Below are 17,965 nucleotides of genomic sequence, written 5' to 3' on the forward strand. Positions count from 1 at the left end.
ATGCGATCCCCTGTAGCAGCTGCCGAAGGCTGCGATCTTTTGATCTTCCAAACCGCATAAAAAAGCCCCGCCTGACGAATCAGGCGGGGCTTTTTAGTGGCTTACGGAATCAGACGAGTGGTTTAGGCTCGTGTTCTTTTTCCTGGGCCTCTTCGTGTTGCTGTGCCGCGTCCTGAACGGAGCGTGGCGCTTCGGCGATCACCGATTCAACCGCAGCTTCTTCAGCAGTAGGGGCAGGAGCTGCCTCAACCACTTCAGCAACCACTGGCTCGGCAACAACCGGAGCAGAGGCTGCTGCCAGCTCGGCTTCCTTCGCCAGACGCTCTTCTTCACGCTTGCGACGACGCACTTCACGCGGGTCGTTTGGTGCGCGGCCGTTTGCTGCCAGGGCGCTGACCGGAGCAACTTCCACTTCTGGAGCTGGTGCTTCGGCAACCACTGGAGCCTCGACGACTGGCGCTGGAGCCGGTTCGGCAACCTTGGCTTCTTCAACCACTGGCGCTTCGTATGCAGGCGCTGGTGTTTCAGCGGCGGCAGGCTCGGCAACCCAGTTGAATGCAGTCTGCTCTTCGCGAACTTCACGCACGGTTTCGGTCACGGTTTCAGATACGGTTTCGACAACCGGCTCTGCAACGACGACTGGTGCCTCGACGACTACCGCAGGTTCGGCGGCAGGTTCAGCAAACGCTTCAAACTGAGCCTGGGTTTCGCGAACCGGTGCTACTTCAACTTCCGGAGCTGCTGTCACTTCCACTGGAGTGGTGGCTTCAACAACCGGTGCTTCTACTGGAGCAGTTTCCAGAGTAGCGGCGGTGGCGCGTTCGGCTTGCTCGTGAGCTTGTGCTTCAGCCGGAGCGCTGATCACGCTGCTGGCTACGGCGGCAGTCACGGCCAGGCCAGCAGCCAGATCGGCAGTGCTCGGGCCTTCAGCGTTTTCGTCGGACTCGGACTCTTCCGAACCTTCGATCACGTTGCCATTGGCATCACGCTGACGCTCGCGACGGTTGCTGCGACGACGCTGACCGCGGGAACGACGACGTGGGCGATCGCCTTCGGCGCTCTCCGAACCGTCTTCCTGCAGTTGCTCTTCGTTGCTGATGACTTCTTCTTCATCAGCTACGGCAGCAGCGGCCTGCTCGGCGCGCGGTTGACGCTCTTCACGTGGCGGGCGCGGTGCGCGCTCTTCACGTGGCTGACGGGCCGGACGCTCTTCAGCGGTCACGGCAGCAGCGGCGGCTACAGCTGGAACGGCATCGAGTGGCTCGCGCAGTTCACGTACACGTTCTTCACGCTCGCCACGTGGCTTGCGATCTTCACGTGGAGCACGTGGTGCACGCTCTTCACGCGGTGCGCGTGGTGCGCGTTCTTCGCGGGCGGCTGGCGCTTCGGTACGGGCTTCACGAGGCTCGCGAACTTCACGGGCTTCACGTGGCTGACGCTCTTCACGCGGCTCGCGTGGGGCGCGTTCTTCACGCGGTGCACGTTCTTCGCGCGGCTTGCGTTCTTCATCGCGGCGACCGTTACGGTTGCGGCTCTGCTGACGACCGTTGCGACGCTCTTCGTTACGGGCCGGACGCTCGGTGGCCGGTTTCTCAACCACAACCGGAGCAGCAGGCTCTTCTTTGGTAGCGAACAGGCTGACCAGCGACTTCACCAGACCTTTGAACAGGCTTGGCTCTGGCATGGCAACTGGCGCAGCAGCGGGTGCCGGGGCAGCCACTTCGGCCGGGACCGGAGCATTGGCGCGGGCCGGAGCAGTTTTCACTGCAGCTTCCTGGCGAACCAGAGTGCGGGTCGCGGCGGCTGGCTGAACTTCTTCAACTTCGGCAGCAGCGGCGGCAATTTCATAGCTCGACTGGCCGGTAGCGGCTTCCGGGCTGTCATCACGCAGACGCTGAACTTCGAAGTGCGGCGTTTCGAGGTGATCGTTCGGCAGAATGATGATGCGGGCACGGGTGCGCAGTTCGATCTTGGTGATCGAGTTGCGTTTTTCGTTGAGCAGGAACGCAGCAACCGGGATCGGCACCTGAGCGCGGACTTCGGCGGTGCGGTCTTTCAGGGCTTCTTCTTCGATCAGGCGCAGGATCGCCAGCGACAGCGATTCAACGTCGCGGATGATGCCGGTGCCGTTGCAACGCGGGCAAACGATGCCGCTGCTTTCGCCCAGCGATGGACGCAGGCGCTGACGGGACATTTCCAGCAGGCCGAAGCGCGAGATCCGGCCGATCTGCACGCGAGCGCGGTCGGCTTCCAGGCATTCGCGGACTTTCTCTTCCACGGCGCGCTGGTTCTTGGCAGGGGTCATGTCGATGAAGTCGATGACGATCAGGCCGCCGATGTCGCGCAGGCGCAACTGACGGGCGATTTCTTCAGCCGCTTCAAGGTTGGTCTGCAGGGCGGTTTCTTCGATGTCGCTGCCTTTGGTGGCGCGGGCCGAGTTGATGTCGATGGACACCAGGGCTTCGGTCGGATCGATAACGATGGAGCCGCCGGAAGGCAGTTCGACGACGCGCTGGAAAGCGGTTTCGATCTGGCTTTCGATCTGGAAACGGTTGAACAGCGGAACGCTGTCTTCGTACAGCTTGATCTTGCTGGCGTACTGCGGCATCACCTGGCGGATGAAGGTCAGGGCTTCGTCCTGGGCTTCAACGCTGTCGATCAGCACTTCGCCGATGTCCTGGCGCAGGTAATCGCGGATGGCGCGGATGATCACGTTGCTTTCCTGGTAGATCAGGAATGGCGCGGCGCGATCCAGCGAGGCTTCTTTGATGGCGGTCCAGAGTTGCAGCAGGTAATCGAGGTCCCACTGCATTTCTTCGCTGCTGCGGCCAAGGCCGGCAGTGCGCACGATCAGACCCATGTCGGCTGGAGCAACCAGGCCGTTCAGCGCTTCACGCAGTTCGTTGCGCTCTTCGCCTTCGATGCGACGGGAGATACCGCCGGCACGCGGGTTGTTCGGCATCAGCACGAGGTAACGACCGGCCAGGCTGATGAAGGTGGTCAGGGCTGCGCCCTTGTTGCCACGTTCTTCTTTCTCGACCTGAACGATGACTTCCTGGCCTTCGCTCAGGACGTCCTTGATGTTGACGCGGCCTTCAGGGGTTTTCTTGAAGTATTCGCGGGAGATTTCTTTGAGGGGCAGGAAGCCGTGGCGCTCAGAGCCGAAGTCGACAAAGGCAGCCTCAAGGCTTGGTTCGATGCGAGTGATCTTGCCTTTATAGATATTGGCTTTTTTCTGCTCGCGTGCACCGGATTCGATGTCCAGGTCGTAGAGGCGCTGGCCATCTACCAGTGCAACACGCAACTCTTCGGGTTGAGTTGCGTTAATCAGCATTCTTTTCATGTAGTACCGTCGGTTTCCGGGCTGCCGGAAACGGCGTTCGGCACACACGACTTCTCACGGTCGGTGTCAGGTGCGTCGGGAGTGGTTGGCCATTCCCGTGTCTGGCGATTGCGACCAATTGGGCCGAGACCGCGACGTACGCGTCCTGCTTGCTGTGGCTACTTAAGCACTCAGTCAGGAGGAGGAATCAACCGGCGGCTGTGGACGAGATGAAGCGTCTTGATAAAGCCTAATGCTACACAGTCCAGCGGTTGTGCATCTCCACCCTACACGTATCCCTGATAATTCGGGTGCTGCCGCGCGCAGAATCCGCAACGGGTTGGCATTTACCGTGAGCTCCGAAAGGGGAGGTCACGCATCATGGCTAATTTAGGCGTTGTTTCCGAAGCCTTCGCTCGGGGTCATTCACAGCTGACTGCACTTTGTGAACTGGCCTTGAATGTTTGCCTGCCAGGCGAGTAAAAACTCTGCTCGGCGGTGTGATTCAGGCCTTATGTCACCTGCGCTTGTTACAACTGCAAACTCCACCGTTACGTAGCGAAAGCCCCGTAGGACGGCCTCGCGTCCTGGTGAATTGCGTTGGTCAGGGCCGGTTTTTGACCGTGGTGCCGCTGTCCAGGCCGCTTTTGGCGGCGTTCGCGACTATAGCAGCAATGATTAAGTGCTTCAATTCCATAAAAATTGTTATCATCCGCGCCATGACAACTACTGCCCCTACGACTCCAGGCGTTCAACTGCTTGAAGTCTCGCCGGAGTATGCCGGCCAACGAATCGATAATTTTCTCCTCGCCCGGCTCAAAGGCGTGCCCAAGACCCTGATTTACCGCATTTTGCGCAAAGGCGAAGTGCGTGTGAACAAAGGTCGGATCAAGCCCGAATACAAGCTGCAGGCCGGTGATATCGTGCGCGTGCCGCCCGTTCGCGTGCCTGAGCGTGACGAGCCGGTGCCTCTGGCCCAAGGTCTGTTGCAGCGTCTGGAAGCCTCGATTGTCTTCGAAGACAAAGCCCTGATCGTGATCAACAAGCCTGCGGGCATTGCGGTTCACGGTGGCAGCGGCTTGAACTTCGGTGTGATCGAAGCCTTTCGTCAGTTGCGTCCGGATACCAAAGAGCTGGAGCTGGTTCACCGTCTCGATCGCGACACTTCCGGCCTGCTGATGATCGCCAAGAAGCGCAGCATGCTCCGTCATTTGCACGAGCAGTTGCGCGGCGATGGCATCGACAAGCGCTACATGGCGCTGGTTCGTGGCAACTGGGCGACCTCGATCAAGAAAGTCAGCGCGCCATTGCTCAAGAGCAACTTGCGTTCCGGCGAGCGCATGGTTGAAGTCAATGAAGAAGGCAAAGAAGCCCTGACGATGTTCAAGGTGCTGCGCCGCTTCGGTGATTTCGCGACCATGGTCGAGGCCAAGCCGGTTACCGGTCGCACCCATCAGATTCGCGTGCACACTTTGCATGCCGGCCATTGCATTGCTGGCGACAGCAAGTATGGCGACGAGGATTTCACCAAGGAAATCCGCGATCTGGGCGGCAAGCGCCTGTTTCTGCATGCTTACATGCTGACCGTGCCGCTGCCGGATGGCGGCAAGCTGACCTTGCAGGCGCCGGTCGATGAAATGTGGGCCAAGACCGTGGAGCGATTGAGTGCGCCCATCTGATTACAAACTGCTGATTTTCGATTGGGACGGCACGCTGGCCGATTCCATTCATCGGATCGTCGAGGCGATGCATTCGGCGTCCGGGCGCTCCGGTTTCGAGTTGCGTGATGATTTTGCCGTCAAGGGCATCATCGGTCTGGGCCTGCCTGAGGCGATCCGCACGTTGTATCCCGAAATCAGTGACGCTGAAATGACCTTGTTTCGCGAGTATTACGCTGATCACTACATTGCAGCGGAAGCCGTGCCTTCGCCGCTGTTTGAGGGCGTCGTCGAATCGATGACGTCCTTTCGTGAGCAGGGTTATCACCTGGCTGTCGCGACGGGCAAGAATCGTCGCGGACTGGATCGTGTGCTCAAGGCCAATGGCTGGGAAGAGTATTTCGACATTACCCGCGCGGCCGATGAAACTGCGAGCAAGCCGCACCCTCTTATGCTGGAGCAGATACTTGCGCATTGCGGTGTGCGTGCGGATCAGGCGCTGATGGTCGGGGATTCGTCCTTCGATCTGCTGATGGCGCGTAACGCGGGGATGGATTCGGTGGCTGTCAGTTATGGCGCGCAATCGATCGAATCGTTGCAACGGTTCGAGCCGCGCCTGTCGATCGACCGTTTTTCTGAATTGCATGCCTGGCTGGCGCAGCAGGCTTAATACGTTTTTGCTGGGGTGGATGGCATGACCGACGAATGGAAAGCACCGGCCAAGGCAAGTGCCGACGGCGGTGACGAGAAGAGCTGGAAGCTGCTGGAAAAGACCCTTCTGGCGGGTGTGCAGGAACAGCGTCGTTCGCGGCGCTGGGGGATTTTCTTCAAGTTTCTGACGTTTGTTTACCTGTTTGTCGCGTTGATCCTGTTCACGCCGCTGATGGACATGGAAAAAAGCGCGACTCGCGGCGAGAACTACACCGCGCTGATCGACGTCACCGGCGTGATCGCCGACAAAGAACCGGCCAGTGCCGACAACATTGTCGGCAGCCTGCGCGCAGCGTTCGAGGACAAGAAGGTCAAGGGTGTCATCCTGCGGATCAACAGTCCGGGTGGCAGTCCTGTGCAGTCGGGTTATGTGTATGACGAGATCAAGCGTCTGCGTGGCTTGCACCCCGAGATCAAGCTGTATGCGGTGATTTCCGATCTCGGTGCGTCTGGTGCGTATTACATCGCCAGTGCCGCGGATCAGATTTACGCCGACAAGGCGAGTCTGGTGGGCTCCATTGGTGTGACGGCGGCCGGTTACGGCTTTGTCGGCACCATGGAGAAGCTGGGAGTCGAGCGTCGCACGTATACGTCTGGCGAGCACAAATCGTTCCTTGATCCGTTCCAGCCGCAGAAGCCTGAAGAAACGGCGTTCTGGCAAGGTGTGCTGGACACCACGCACAAGCAGTTCATCAACAGCGTTAAGCAGGGTCGTGGCGATCGCCTGAAGGACAAAGAGCATCCGGAGCTGTTCTCCGGGCTGGTCTGGTCTGGCGAGCAAGCGCTACCGCTGGGTTTGATCGATGGATTGGGTAATGCCAGTTCGGTGGCGCGTGATGTGGTCGGCGAGAAAGAGTTGGTGGACTTCACCGTCCAGGAATCGCCGTTTGACCGCTTCTCGAAGAAGCTTGGCGCCAGTGTGGCCGAGCAGTTGGCGATGTGGATGGGTTTTCACGGGCCTTCGTTGCGCTGAGTCGCTGGTAGATCAAAAGATCGCAGCCTGCGGCAGCTCCTACAGGTTCGATGTTCATTCGCAATTTTTGCGCTGACACGAACGCTGTAGGAGTTGCCGCAGGCTGCGATCTTTTGCTTTAAGGGATCTGCACGCCTTCGACCAATAGCATGTCGATCAGCCGAATCAGCGGCAGACCAATAAGGCTGGTAGCGTCAGGGCCTTCGGTGGACTGGAACAAGCTCACGCCCAACCCTTCAGCCTTGAAGCTGCCCGCACAGTCGTAAGGCTGCTCGATGCGCAAGTAACGCTCGACCCGCGCCGGATCGAGCTGGCGCATGTGCACGGTGAACGGTACGCAGTCGACTTGAATTTGCCCCGTCTGACTATTGAGCAGCGCCAGGCCGGTGAGGAAAGTCACGCTGGCGCCGCTGGCGGCCATCAGTTGCTCGCGGGCCTTGTCGAAGGTGTGCGGCTTGCCGATGATCTGGTCGCCGACTACGGCCACCTGGTCCGAGCCAATAATCAGATGAGCGGGGTGGCTGTCGGCCAATGCTCGGGCCTTCTGTTCGGCGAGGCGTTTGACCAGCTCGATTGCCGGTTCGCCAGGACGGTGGCTTTCATCGATATCCGGCGAGCTGCAGACGAACGGCAAGTGCAGGCGGGCGAGCAATTCCCGGCGATAAGTCGAGCTTGAGGCAAGTAATAAAGGCAGCATTTGCGTCTCCTGGGGCAGATGTGAATTCTAGCGGAGGCACGCAAGTGACGGACAGGGCACAATTTCCTTTGACATGGGTGGGTGCATCCCTATAATGCTGCGCCTATGTTGAATGACCCGATTCCACCTCACGTTGACCCGCGCAAATTGGCTGATCGTGGCACCACCATCCAAGGTGAGCTGCTGCTGGCCGATTTGAAGAGACTCTGCGACCCGCTTTCCGACAATGTCGGTACGGTGCAGGCGAAATTCGTTTTTGAACGAGATGAACGTAAATCTGTGGTAATTCACAGCTTTATCGACACCGAGGTCAAAATGGTTTGCCAGCGTTGTCTTGAGCTGGTCACCCTGCCGATCCACAGCGAATGCAGTTACGCTGTGGTGAAAGAGGGTGCGAATACCCAGTCGTTACCGAAAGGTTATGACGTGCTGGAACTGGGCGAAGATCCATTGGATCTGCAGTCACTGGTCGAGGAGGAGCTTTTGCTTGCCTTGCCTATCGTGCCTGCTCATCATCCGGAAGAATGCCAGCAGCCGGCGGGGTCAGATGAGCCCGAACCGAGCGAGGACGAGGTAACGCGGTCCAACCCGTTCAGTGTATTGGCGCAGTTAAAGCGTGACCCAAACGTTTAGGAGTTAATCAATTATGGCTGTTCAGCAGAACAAAAAATCCCGCTCTGCCCGTGACATGCGTCGTTCGCACGACGCCCTGACGGCGAGCACTCTGTCTGTAGAAAAAACCACTGGTGAAATTCACCTGCGTCACCACGTATCGCCAGAAGGCGTATACCGTGGCCGTAAAGTGATCGACAAGGGCGCTGACGAGTAATCACTTGTCTGCTCAAGTCATCGCGATTGACGCAATGGGCGGGGACTTCGGTCCCCGCAGCATTGTTCAGGCCAGCCTCGCTTGCCTGTCTGCTACGCCCTCGCTGCACCTGACCCTCGTCGGTCAACCCTCCCTTCTTGAAGAATTGATCAATGGCCAATCGGCTGCCGATCGCGCGCGCCTGACGATTGTTGCGGCCAGCGAAGTCATCACCATGGACGAAAAACCGACTCAGGCCCTGCGTGGCAAGCCGGACTCGTCGATGCGTGTCGCCCTTGAACTGGTGCGTGATGGCAAGGCGCAAGCCTGTGTCAGTGCTGGCAATACCGGTGCGTTGATGGCGCTGTCGCGCTATGTGTTGAAGACCTTGCCGGGTATCGACCGTCCCGCGATGGTGGCCGCCATTCCGACGCAGAAGGGTTATTGCCAGTTGCTTGACCTTGGCGCCAACGTCGATTGCAGTGCGGAGCATCTGTTGCAGTTTGCGGTGATGGGTTCGGTGGCGGCGCAGACGTTGGGTATTGCTCGACCGCGGGTGGCGTTGCTGAACATCGGCACCGAAGACATCAAGGGCAACCAGCAGGTCAAGTTGGCGGCAACGCTGTTGCAGGCGGCCAGGGGCATTAACTACATCGGCTTCGTCGAAGGTGACGGCCTGTATCGCGGTGAAGCCGATGTGGTGGTGTGCGACGGATTTGTCGGCAACATTCTGCTCAAGTCCAGCGAAGGCCTGGCAACGATGATTGCTGCGCGCATCGAGGCGCTGTTCAAAAAGAACATGGCTTCGCGCGCAATCGGTGCCTTGGCGCTGCCACTGATGAAGCGCTTGCAGGCAGATCTGGCACCGGCGCGACACAATGGCGCAAGCTTCCTTGGCTTGCAGGGCATTGTGGTGAAAAGCCACGGTTCGGCGGGAGTTCAGGGCTTCCAGAGTGCGATTCAGCGTGCGCTGATCGAGATTCAGGAGAACCTGCCCGAGCGCCTTCACGGGCGTCTCGAGGATTTGTTGTCTTAGGCGTTTTCGTCGGACAATGCTTAAATGTGACCGCCCGGTTCAAAGGGCCATCCAACTGTCAGTTTCTTGCGTCCCCCAGTGGGGCGTCATTTTCCGACGACAAGATCATTAGGGGCTTGTTACATGTCTGCTTCCCTCGCATTCGTCTTTCCAGGACAAGGTTCGCAGTCCCTCGGCATGCTGGCCGAGCTGGGCGCGCAACATCCACTGATCCTCGAAACGTTCCAAGAAGCCTCCGCTGCTCTGGGCTATGACCTGTGGGCACTGACCCAGCAGGGGCCGGAAGAGCTGCTTAATCAAACCGACAAGACCCAACCGGCCATTCTGACCGCATCGATCGCCCTGTGGCGTCTGTGGCTGGCTGAAGGTGGCGCGCGTCCGGCATTTGTTGCCGGTCACAGCCTGGGTGAATACAGCGCGCTGGTAGCTGCCGGCAGCCTGACCCTGGCTGACGCGGTGAAGCTCGTTGAGCGCCGTGGCCAGCTGATGCAGGAAGCGGTTCCGGCCGGGCAGGGCGGCATGGCTGCCATTCTGGGTCTGGAAGACGCTGACGTGCTGGCGGCCTGTGCTGAAGCGGCGCAGGGCGAAGTGGTCAGCGCCGTCAACTTCAACTCCCCGGGCCAGGTTGTAGTGGCCGGTGCCAAGGCTGCCGTCGAGCGCGCCATTGAAGGCTGCAAGGCGCGTGGCGCCAAGCGTGCCATGCCGCTGCCGGTGAGCGTGCCGTCGCACTGCGAACTGATGCGTCCGGCTGCCGAGCGCTTTGCCGAATCCATCGCCGCCATTGACTGGCAGGCGCCGCAGATCCCGGTGGTACAGAACGTCAGCGCACAAGTGCCGGCCGATCTGGAAACCCTCAAGCGTGATCTGCTCGAACAACTCTACAAGCCAGTACGCTGGGTCGAGTCCGTACAGACGCTGGCCGCCAAGGGCGCGACCAATCTGGTCGAATGTGGCCCGGGCAAAGTACTGGCCGGTCTGAACAAACGTTGCGCCGAAGGCGTTTCGACTTCCAACCTCAATACCCCAGACGCTTTCGCTGCCGCTCGTGCAGCGCAGGCCTGAATCAGGAGAAACTTGCATGAGTCTGCAAGGTAAAGTTGCACTGGTCACCGGTGCAAGCCGCGGTATCGGCCAGGCTATCGCACTGGAACTGGGCCGTCAGGGCGCCATCGTTGTGGGTACCGCAACCTCCGCCAAGGGTGCCGAGGCGATTGCCGCCACGCTCAAAGAGCACGGCATTCAGGGTACCGGTCTGGAACTCAATGTCACCAGCGACGAATCCGTCAGCAAGGTGATCGCGACCATTCAGGAGCAGTTCGGTGCACCGGCGATTTTGGTCAATAACGCCGGCATCACCCGCGATAACCTGATGATGCGCATGAAAGATGACGAATGGTACGACGTGATCGATACCAACCTGAACAGTCTGTATCGCCTGTCCAAGGGCGTTCTGCGCGGCATGACCAAAGCCCGTTGGGGTCGAATTATCAGTATTGGCTCGGTGGTGGGTGCCATGGGCAACGCAGGCCAAGTAAACTATGCAGCCGCCAAGGCCGGTCTGGAAGGTTTCAGCCGTGCAATGGCGCGTGAAGTCGGTTCGCGTTCGATTACGGTCAACTCGGTAACCCCAGGGTTTATCGACACCGATATGACCCGCGAACTGCCTGAAGCACAGCGTGAAGCCTTGCAGACGCAGATTCCGCTGGGTCGTCTGGGACAAGCTCAAGAGATCGCGTCTGTGGTCGCTTTTCTTGCATCCGACGGTGCGGCATACGTAACTGGGGCTACAATCCCGGTGAACGGTGGGATGTACATGTAAGTAAAATGTGACGGATTGCTTCAAAAAAATGTCATACGAGCTGTCTAAAATCCGTTATAAAGCTGCAATCTATTTATAGGCAGAGGGTCGCAGGGTTTGAGGAGTGAAGCTTTCAGTTGAAAAACTGAAAAGTCTTTCTATACACTTACCCACTGGCCAGCTGCCTGAATTTGTCCATTAGGAGTGAAAACAAGGTATGAGCACCATCGAAGAGCGCGTCAAGAAAATCGTTGCCGAGCAACTGGGTGTTAAAGAAGAAGAAGTGGTTAACACCGCTTCCTTCGTAGAAGACCTGGGTGCCGACTCCCTTGACACCGTTGAGCTGGTGATGGCTCTGGAAGAGGAATTCGAGACCGAAATCCCTGACGAAGAAGCTGAGAAGATCACTACTGTACAAGCTGCAATCGATTACGTTACAAACCACCAGGCTTAATAGCTTGTAATCGTTGCTTGCTGTCATGGAAAAACCGCACTGCCATCACGGCGTGCGGTTTTTTCTTTAGGCCTGATGCAAAGTCGTCATTTGAAAAAGGAGAGTGCTGTGTCGCGTAGACGCGTCGTAGTCACCGGTATGGGTATGTTGTCGCCACTGGGCACGGATGTGCCGAGCAGTTGGCAGGGCATTCTAGCTGGCCGCAGTGGCATTGGTCTGATCGAACACACCGACCTTTCTGCCTATTCCACCCGCTTTGGCGGCTCGGTAAAGGGCTTCAATGTCGAGGAATACCTGTCGGTCAAGGAAGCGCGCAAGCTCGACCTGTTCATTCAGTACGGTCTCGCGGCTGGCTTTCAAGCCGTTCGCAACGCTGGCCTGGAAGTTACCGACGCCAACCGTGAACGCATTGGCGTGGCCATGGGTTCGGGCATCGGCGGTCTGACCAATATCGAAGAAACCAGCCGTACTTTGCATGAGACGGGCCCGCGTCGAATCTCGCCATTCTTCGTGCCAGGCTCGATCATCAATATGATTTCCGGTTTCCTGTCCATCCATCTGGGCGCACAGGGACCTAACTACGCCATCGCTACAGCGTGTACCACCGGTACGCACTGCATCGGCATGGCGGCGCGCAACATCATGTACGACGAAGCCGACGTGATGATTGCCGGCGGTGCCGAAATGGCCGCATGCGGTCTGGGCATGGGCGGCTTCGGCGCGTCCCGTGCGCTGTCGACCCGCAACGATGAACCGACTCGCGCAAGCCGTCCGTGGGACAAGGGCCGTGACGGTTTCGTACTGTCCGACGGTGCCGGTGCATTGGTGCTCGAAGAACTCGAACACGCCAAGGCGCGCGGCGCGACCATCTACGCTGAGCTGATCGGTTTCGGCACCAGTGGCGATGCGTTCCACATGACTTCGCCACCTGCCGACGGCGCGGGTGCAGCTCGCTGCATCACCAACGCCTTGCGCGACGCGAAGATCAACGTCGATCAAGTGCAATACATCAATGCCCACGGCACCTCGACCCCGGCCGGCGACCTTGCCGAAGCCAACGCGATCAGGTCGGTGTTCGGTGAGCATGCCTACAAACTGGCGGTCAGCTCCACCAAGTCCATGACCGGTCACCTGCTGGGTGCGGCGGGCGCGGTCGAGGCGATCTTCAGTATCCTGGCCATCAACAGCCAGGTGGCGCCGCCAACCATCAACCTTGATGAGCCGGACGAAGGCTGTGATCTCGATTTTGTGCCGCACACTGCGCGCAACATGGACATCGATGTCGTGCTGTCGAACTCCTTCGGCTTTGGCGGCACCAACGGTACCTTGGCGTTCCGTCGGTTCGCAGGCTGATGGACAGCTGGGTCGACGGTCAACCGGCTGACACTCTGTCGCTGAAAGACCGCGGCCTGGCTTACGGCGATGGTCTGTTCGAGACCATTGCCGTGCATGACGGCCAGCCGGTATTGCTCGATCGACACATGACGCGGCTGGCCGATGGCTGTTCGCGTCTGGCTATCGTTGCCGATATCGAACTGATTCGCCACGAACTGCTGAGCTACGCTGCCGCGATGGGCGAGGGTGTGCTCAAACTCATCCTCACCCGTGGCGACGGTTTGCGCGGTTACGCGCCTGACCCTGCGGCGCCGGGTCGACGCATTCTGCAAGGCAGTTCGCCGGCGGCTTATCCTGCTGCGCATGCCGAACACGGCATCCGCCTGTTTCCGTGCAACACGCGTCTTTCCAGGCAGCCATTGCTTGCCGGACTCAAACACCTCAATCGACTGGAACAAGTGCTCGCCCGCGCCGAATGGCAAGACAGCGAGCACGCCGAAGGCTTGATGCTCGATCAGGCCGGTCGTGTCATCGAAGGCGTCTTCAGTAACCTGTTTCTGGTGCGTGATGGTGTGTTGATCACGCCCGATCTGAAACGCTGCGGTGTCGCCGGTGTGATGCGCGCGGAAATATTGTTTCAGGCCGAGTCATTGGCCATCCCCACCCAAACCGTCGATATTGGCCTGGAACAGCTGCAATGGGCCGATGAAGTGTTTGTCTGCAACAGCGTATATGGCGTCTGGCCGGTACGCGCCTACGCTGCACTGAGCTGGCCGGTTGGCCCGCTCACCCGTAAACTGCAAACCATTGCCCGCGCCCTACTGGATGCCTGATTTGTGAGACGTAAATTTTTGCTGCTGCTGGAAACCGGACTGGTTCTGGCAGGGCTGCTGTTGGGCGCCAGCGCCTGGAAGATTCACTCCGCGCTGGAACAGCCCCTGAACATCACGCAGGAAGAACTGCTGGATGTGCCCAAAGGCTCTACACCGACCCGTACCTTCCTTGGACTCGAAAGCGATGGCGTCATCAAAGACGCTTTCTGGCTACGGGTCTATTGGCGTTTCAATCTTGCTGGTACGCCGATTCACACTGGCGAATACCGCATGCAGCCCGGGATGACCGTCAACGGTTTGATCGATTCGTGGAAGCGTGGCGACGTGGTTCAGTACAGCCTGACGCTGGTTGAAGGCTGGAATTTCCACCAGGTGCGCGCCGCGCTGGCGAAAGATGAAAAAATCGAACAGACCCTCAATGGTTTGAGCGACAGCGATGTGATGGCAAAGATTGGCCACAAGGGCCTGTTCCCGGAAGGCCGTTTTTTCCCCGATACCTACCGTTTCGTGCGCGGCGTGTCCGATACCGAGCTGCTGAAAAAGGCTTTCGATCGTCTCGACGAAGTGCTGGCCAAAGAGTGGGAAAAACGCGCTGCCGATGCACCGTACAAAGAACCTTATCAAGCGCTGATCATGGCGTCCCTGGTCGAGAAGGAAACCGGTGTACCGCAGGAACGCGGCGAGATTGCCGGGGTTTTTGTGCGCCGGATGGCGCTGGGCATGCAGCTGCAGACTGATCCCACGGTGATCTATGGTTTGGGCGATCGCTACACCGGCAAGTTGACCCGCGCTCACCTCAAGGAGCCGACGCCGTATAACACTTACGTGATTCCTGGCTTGCCGCCGACGCCGATTGCGATGGTCGGGCGTGAAGCCATTCACGCGGCGCTGAATCCGGTGGGAGGCACCAGCCTCTACTTTGTTGCCCGTGGCGACGGTAGCCATGTGTTTTCTGACGATCTCGATGCACACAACAATGCGGTGCGTGAATTTCAGCTCAAACGCCGTGCCGATTACCGCTCCAGCCCGGCGCCGGCAACTACGCCGGAAGCGGCACCGGCCGCCGAGGAGTCGATTCCTGCGGCATCGCCGGATACTGCGCCCGAGTCGCTGCCGCAGGTTCCGACTGAGGAATCCGCGCCGACTCCTGACGCCGACGCACCACAAAACACGCAATGACTTTGATTAAGGACTGCCTGTGACTGGCTTGTTTATTACCCTGGAAGGCCCTGAAGGCGCCGGCAAGAGCACCAATCGCGAATACCTCGCCGAGCGTTTGCGCGCCGCCGGTGTCGAGGTCGTGCTGACCCGCGAGCCCGGTGGTACGCCACTGGCCGAGCGGATTCGCGATGTGCTGCTGGCCCCGGCCGACGAAGTCATGAACCCGGATACCGAACTGCTGCTGGTGTTCGCTGCGCGTGCTCAGCATCTGGCCGAGGTGATTCGCCCGGCACTGGCACGCGGTGCGGTGGTGCTGTGTGATCGCTTCACCGATTCGACGTATGCCTATCAGGGCGGCGGTCGCGGTTTGTCGCTGGAGCGTATCGCGACGCTTGAAGCTTTCGTGCAGGGTGATCTGCGCCCGGACCTGACGCTGATTTTCGATCTGCCGGTAGAAATCGGCCTGGCCCGTGCCAGCGCTCGTGGACGTCTGGATCGTTTCGAGCTGGAAGGTCGGGCATTTTTCGAGGCGGTGCGCAGTGCATTCCTCAAGCGCGCTGAAGCCGATCCTGCGCGCTATGTGCGCATCGATGCGGGCCAGCCATTGGTCAAGGTTCAACAATCGCTGGATACCTTGCTCCCGAATTTGCTGGAGCTGGCTCGTGGCTGAGGCCTACCCATGGCAAGAAAGCCTCTGGCAGCAACTGGCCGGACGGAGCCAGCATGCTCACGCTTATCTGCTGCATGGGCCGGCCGGGATCGGCAAACGCGCACTGGCCGAGCGGTTGATGGCCAGTCTGTTGTGCAAGCACCCGACGCCGGAGGCTTGCGGTGAATGCAAATCCTGCCTGCTGCTCAAGGCCGGCAGTCACCCGGACAATTACATTCTCGAACCGGAAGAAGCCGACAAGGCGATCAAGGTCGATCAGGTGCGCGAACTGGTCAGTTTCGTGGTGCAGACCGCGCAACTGGGCGGGCGCAAGGTGGTGCTGATCGAACCCACGGAATCGATGAACATCAACGCCGCCAACGCCTTGCTCAAGAGCCTTGAAGAGCCTTCCGGCAATACGGTGTTGTTGCTGGTCAGCCACCAGTCGAGCCGTTTGTTGCCGACGGTCAAGAGTCGTTGTGTGCAGCAAGCCTGCCCGTTGCCGAGCGAAGCGATGAGCCTGCAATGGTTGGCTCAGGCGCTGCCGGAGAGTTCCGAAGCGGAGCGTGTCGAACTGCTGACGCTGGCCGCTGGTTCGCCGTTGATGGCGGTCACTCTTCAGTCCCAGGGCGTACGCGAACAGCGCGCGCAAGTGGTCGAAGGGGTGAAGAAGTTGCTCAAACAGCAGCAATCGCCCACGCAATTGGCCGAAGAATGGAAAAACATCCCGATGCTGCGTTTGTTCGACTGGTTCTGTGACTGGTCGAGCCTGATCCTGCGTTATCAACTGACTGAGGATGAAGCCGGCCTTGGTCTGACGGATATGCGCAAGGTGGTGCAGTACCTGGCGCAGAAAAGCGCCCAAGGCAAAGTGCTCGAAATTCAGGACTGGATCCTCGCGCAGCGCCAAAAAGTGTTGAGCAAAGCCAATCTCAATCCGGCGCTATTGCTCGAAGCGCTGTTGGTGCAATGGGCGGGACTGCCAGGCCAGCGGTGATCCCCGCAAAAACGACGGTGTGCGCCTAGACTCTGAAGATCAGCAGTGGAGGTCAACATGAATGAACCCGTCAGCCCGGGCCCGCGCAACGGCATTTTGTCCCTGACAATCAAGGACAAGTCGGTGCTTTACGCCGCTTACATGCCGTTCATCAAGAACGGTGGCCTGTTCATCCCGACCAACAAGAGCTACAAGTTGGGCGACGAGGTGTTCATGCTGTTGAACCTGATGGATGAGCCGGAAAAGATCCCGGTTGCCGGCAAAGTCACCTGGATTACGCCCAAAGGCGCACAAGGCAATCGCGCAGCCGGTGTCGGCGTGCAGTTCAACGACGGCGACAACACCGCGCGCAGTCGCATCGAAACCCATCTGGCCGGAGCCCTCAAGTCCGACCGTCCCACTCATACGATGTAAGTAGCCGTATTTTTATGCTCGTAGATTCCCATTGTCACCTTGATCGCCTCGACCTCGCCGCCCATGACGGCTCGCTGGATGCCGCACTCGATGCGGCCCGCGAGCGCGGGGTAGGGCATTTTCTGTGCATCGGCGTGAGCGCCGACAACGCCGCTGACGTCAAAGCGCTCGCCGAGCGTTACGACGATGTCGATTGCTCGGTAGGCGTGCATCCTCTCGATGTGCAACCCGGCGCCGCCCCCGCGCTGGACTGGTTGCTGCACGAACTCAACCACCCGAAAGTGGTGGCGATCGGTGAAACCGGTCTGGACTACCACTACGAGCCGGAAGCCGCCGAGCTGCAGCAGGCGTCGTTCCGCCTGCACCTGCAAGCGGCGCAGCAAACCGGCAAACCAGTGATCATCCACACCCGCGGCGCCCGTGCCGATACCCTCGAACTGCTGCGTGAAGCCGCGTTGCCACAGGCCGGGGTGCTGCATTGCTTCACCGAAGACTGGGACATGGCCAAGGCCGCGCTGGACATGGGTTATTACATTTCCCTGTCAGGCATCGTCACCTTCCGCAATGCTGATGCCTTGCGTGATGTGGCGAGCAAAGTCCCGGCGGATCGTCTGCTGGTTGAAACAGATTCGCCTTATCTGGCGCCGATCCCTTATCGCGGCAAGCCGAACCTGCCGCAATACGTGCGTGAAGTGGCAGAGTTCCTGGCGATGCTGCGCGGCGAAAAGTACGAGCGTTTTGCCGAGCAGACCACCGAGAACTTCAAACGCCTGTTCCCGCTGGCGCACGTCAAAGCTTCAGGTTAACGCCGCCGACCTGTAGGAGATGCCGAAGGCTGCGATCTTTTGATCTTTTTTTTGAAAAGCAAGGTCAACAGATCGCAGCCTGCGGCAGCTGCTACAAGTGTGAGGTTCGGGATAGACCGGTCGATCACCAAATCGCAGGCAAAAAAAACCCGGGTTCTGGGGGGTGAATCCGGGTTAAGACCATTAGGAGTAAAACAAAGGCACGCGGTCCGTTGGTACCTTTATCGGCGCGGCACTTGGGGGAGATGCCGCCCGACAGTTGAAGTATTGATCAGTCTGGCGTGCAGTCCAGTTAGCGGGTCGTGGTTTTTAA

The 17,965-nt window shown here is 59.2% G+C and carries 18 protein-coding genes; 16 read left to right on the forward strand and 2 right to left on the reverse strand.

The annotated features are described in order from the left end of the window. Window positions 1–109: 109 nt before the first annotated feature. Window positions 110–3,343, reverse strand: a complete 3,234-nt coding sequence (gene rne, locus ICA16_RS08185; protein ID WP_210700372.1) for a ribonuclease E — start codon at window positions 3,341–3,343, stop codon at window positions 110–112. Between the two features lie 698 nt (window positions 3,344–4,041). On the opposite strand from rne, the gene rluC reads away from it, so the two are divergent. From rluC to ICA16_RS08200, 3 genes are read left to right on the forward strand one after another with little or no spacing between them, the layout of a single operon-like run. Further along, the gene (gene rluC / locus ICA16_RS08190; RefSeq protein ID WP_150616020.1) at window positions 4,042–5,001 is read left to right on the forward strand and encodes a 23S rRNA pseudouridine(955/2504/2580) synthase RluC; all 960 of its coding nucleotides are present in this window, start codon (window positions 4,042–4,044) and stop codon (window positions 4,999–5,001) included. Then, window positions 4,988–5,650: an HAD-IA family hydrolase gene (locus ICA16_RS08195; protein ID WP_150616019.1), complete on the forward strand. Its 663-nt coding sequence runs from the start codon at window positions 4,988–4,990 to the stop codon at window positions 5,648–5,650. Before rluC ends, ICA16_RS08195 begins: the two co-directional genes overlap by 14 nt. A 24-nt stretch (window positions 5,651–5,674) precedes the next feature. Next, entirely contained in the window at window positions 5,675–6,664 is a 990-nt protein-coding gene (locus tag ICA16_RS08200) for a S49 family peptidase (RefSeq protein WP_150616018.1), read from the forward strand. 118 nt (window positions 6,665–6,782) lie between these two features. On the opposite strand, the gene ICA16_RS08205 is transcribed toward ICA16_RS08200, so the two are convergent. Then, the gene (locus ICA16_RS08205) at window positions 6,783–7,361 is read right to left on the reverse strand and encodes a Maf family protein (protein ID WP_210700373.1); all 579 of its coding nucleotides are present in this window, start codon (window positions 7,359–7,361) and stop codon (window positions 6,783–6,785) included. Between the two features lie 105 nt (window positions 7,362–7,466). Here ICA16_RS08205 and ICA16_RS08210 point away from each other — a divergent pair, with 105 nt between their 5' ends. The 13 genes from ICA16_RS08210 (at window position 7,467) to ICA16_RS08270 (ending at window position 17,652) form a co-directional block, all read left to right on the forward strand. Then, the gene (locus tag ICA16_RS08210) at window positions 7,467–7,994 is read left to right on the forward strand and encodes a YceD family protein (RefSeq protein ID WP_150616016.1); all 528 of its coding nucleotides are present in this window, start codon (window positions 7,467–7,469) and stop codon (window positions 7,992–7,994) included. A gap of 13 nt (window positions 7,995–8,007) precedes the next feature. Then, the gene (gene rpmF, locus ICA16_RS08215) at window positions 8,008–8,190 is read left to right on the forward strand and encodes a 50S ribosomal protein L32 (protein WP_008152339.1); all 183 of its coding nucleotides are present in this window, start codon (window positions 8,008–8,010) and stop codon (window positions 8,188–8,190) included. A gap of 4 nt (window positions 8,191–8,194) precedes the next feature. Continuing rightward, complete coding sequence (plsX, locus tag ICA16_RS08220) at window positions 8,195–9,205, forward strand: phosphate acyltransferase PlsX (RefSeq protein ID WP_080896053.1); 1,011 nt, start codon at window positions 8,195–8,197, stop codon at window positions 9,203–9,205. Between the two features lie 123 nt (window positions 9,206–9,328). Continuing rightward, the gene (gene fabD, locus ICA16_RS08225; RefSeq protein ID WP_101156226.1) at window positions 9,329–10,267 is read left to right on the forward strand and encodes an ACP S-malonyltransferase; all 939 of its coding nucleotides are present in this window, start codon (window positions 9,329–9,331) and stop codon (window positions 10,265–10,267) included. Window positions 10,268–10,283: 16 nt separating this feature from the next. Continuing rightward, complete coding sequence (gene fabG / locus ICA16_RS08230) at window positions 10,284–11,024, forward strand: 3-oxoacyl-ACP reductase FabG (RefSeq protein ID WP_042560433.1); 741 nt, start codon at window positions 10,284–10,286, stop codon at window positions 11,022–11,024. A gap of 196 nt (window positions 11,025–11,220) precedes the next feature. Continuing rightward, on the forward strand, window positions 11,221–11,457 hold the full coding sequence (gene acpP / locus ICA16_RS08235; RefSeq protein ID WP_003442511.1) for an acyl carrier protein: 237 nt from the start codon (window positions 11,221–11,223) through the stop codon (window positions 11,455–11,457). A 108-nt stretch (window positions 11,458–11,565) separates the two neighbouring features. Continuing rightward, window positions 11,566–12,810: a beta-ketoacyl-ACP synthase II gene (gene fabF / locus ICA16_RS08240; RefSeq protein WP_150605230.1), complete on the forward strand. Its 1,245-nt coding sequence runs from the start codon at window positions 11,566–11,568 to the stop codon at window positions 12,808–12,810. After that, window positions 12,810–13,625, forward strand: coding sequence for an aminodeoxychorismate lyase (gene pabC, locus ICA16_RS08245; RefSeq protein ID WP_210700374.1), 816 nt, complete (start codon window positions 12,810–12,812; stop codon window positions 13,623–13,625). Before fabF ends, pabC begins: the two co-directional genes overlap by 1 nt. 3 nt (window positions 13,626–13,628) lie before the next feature. Then, the gene (gene mltG, locus ICA16_RS08250; RefSeq protein WP_210554026.1) at window positions 13,629–14,804 is read left to right on the forward strand and encodes an endolytic transglycosylase MltG; all 1,176 of its coding nucleotides are present in this window, start codon (window positions 13,629–13,631) and stop codon (window positions 14,802–14,804) included. Between the two features lie 19 nt (window positions 14,805–14,823). Next, complete coding sequence (gene tmk, locus ICA16_RS08255) at window positions 14,824–15,456, forward strand: dTMP kinase (protein WP_150605233.1); 633 nt, start codon at window positions 14,824–14,826, stop codon at window positions 15,454–15,456. Further along, the gene (locus ICA16_RS08260) at window positions 15,449–16,432 is read left to right on the forward strand and encodes a DNA polymerase III subunit delta' (RefSeq protein ID WP_210700375.1); all 984 of its coding nucleotides are present in this window, start codon (window positions 15,449–15,451) and stop codon (window positions 16,430–16,432) included. The genes tmk and ICA16_RS08260 overlap by 8 nt, the downstream gene beginning before the upstream one ends. Before the next feature lie 57 nt (window positions 16,433–16,489). Beyond that, entirely contained in the window at window positions 16,490–16,846 is a 357-nt protein-coding gene (locus ICA16_RS08265; protein WP_042560427.1) for a PilZ domain-containing protein, read from the forward strand. A 14-nt stretch (window positions 16,847–16,860) separates the two neighbouring features. Continuing rightward, window positions 16,861–17,652, forward strand: a complete 792-nt coding sequence (locus ICA16_RS08270; protein ID WP_210700376.1) for a TatD family hydrolase — start codon at window positions 16,861–16,863, stop codon at window positions 17,650–17,652. Window positions 17,653–17,965 lie beyond the last annotated feature (313 nt).

The organism is Pseudomonas anatoliensis (genome assembly GCF_017976235.1).
Classification (GTDB): Bacteria; Pseudomonadota; Gammaproteobacteria; order Pseudomonadales; family Pseudomonadaceae; genus Aquipseudomonas; species Aquipseudomonas anatoliensis.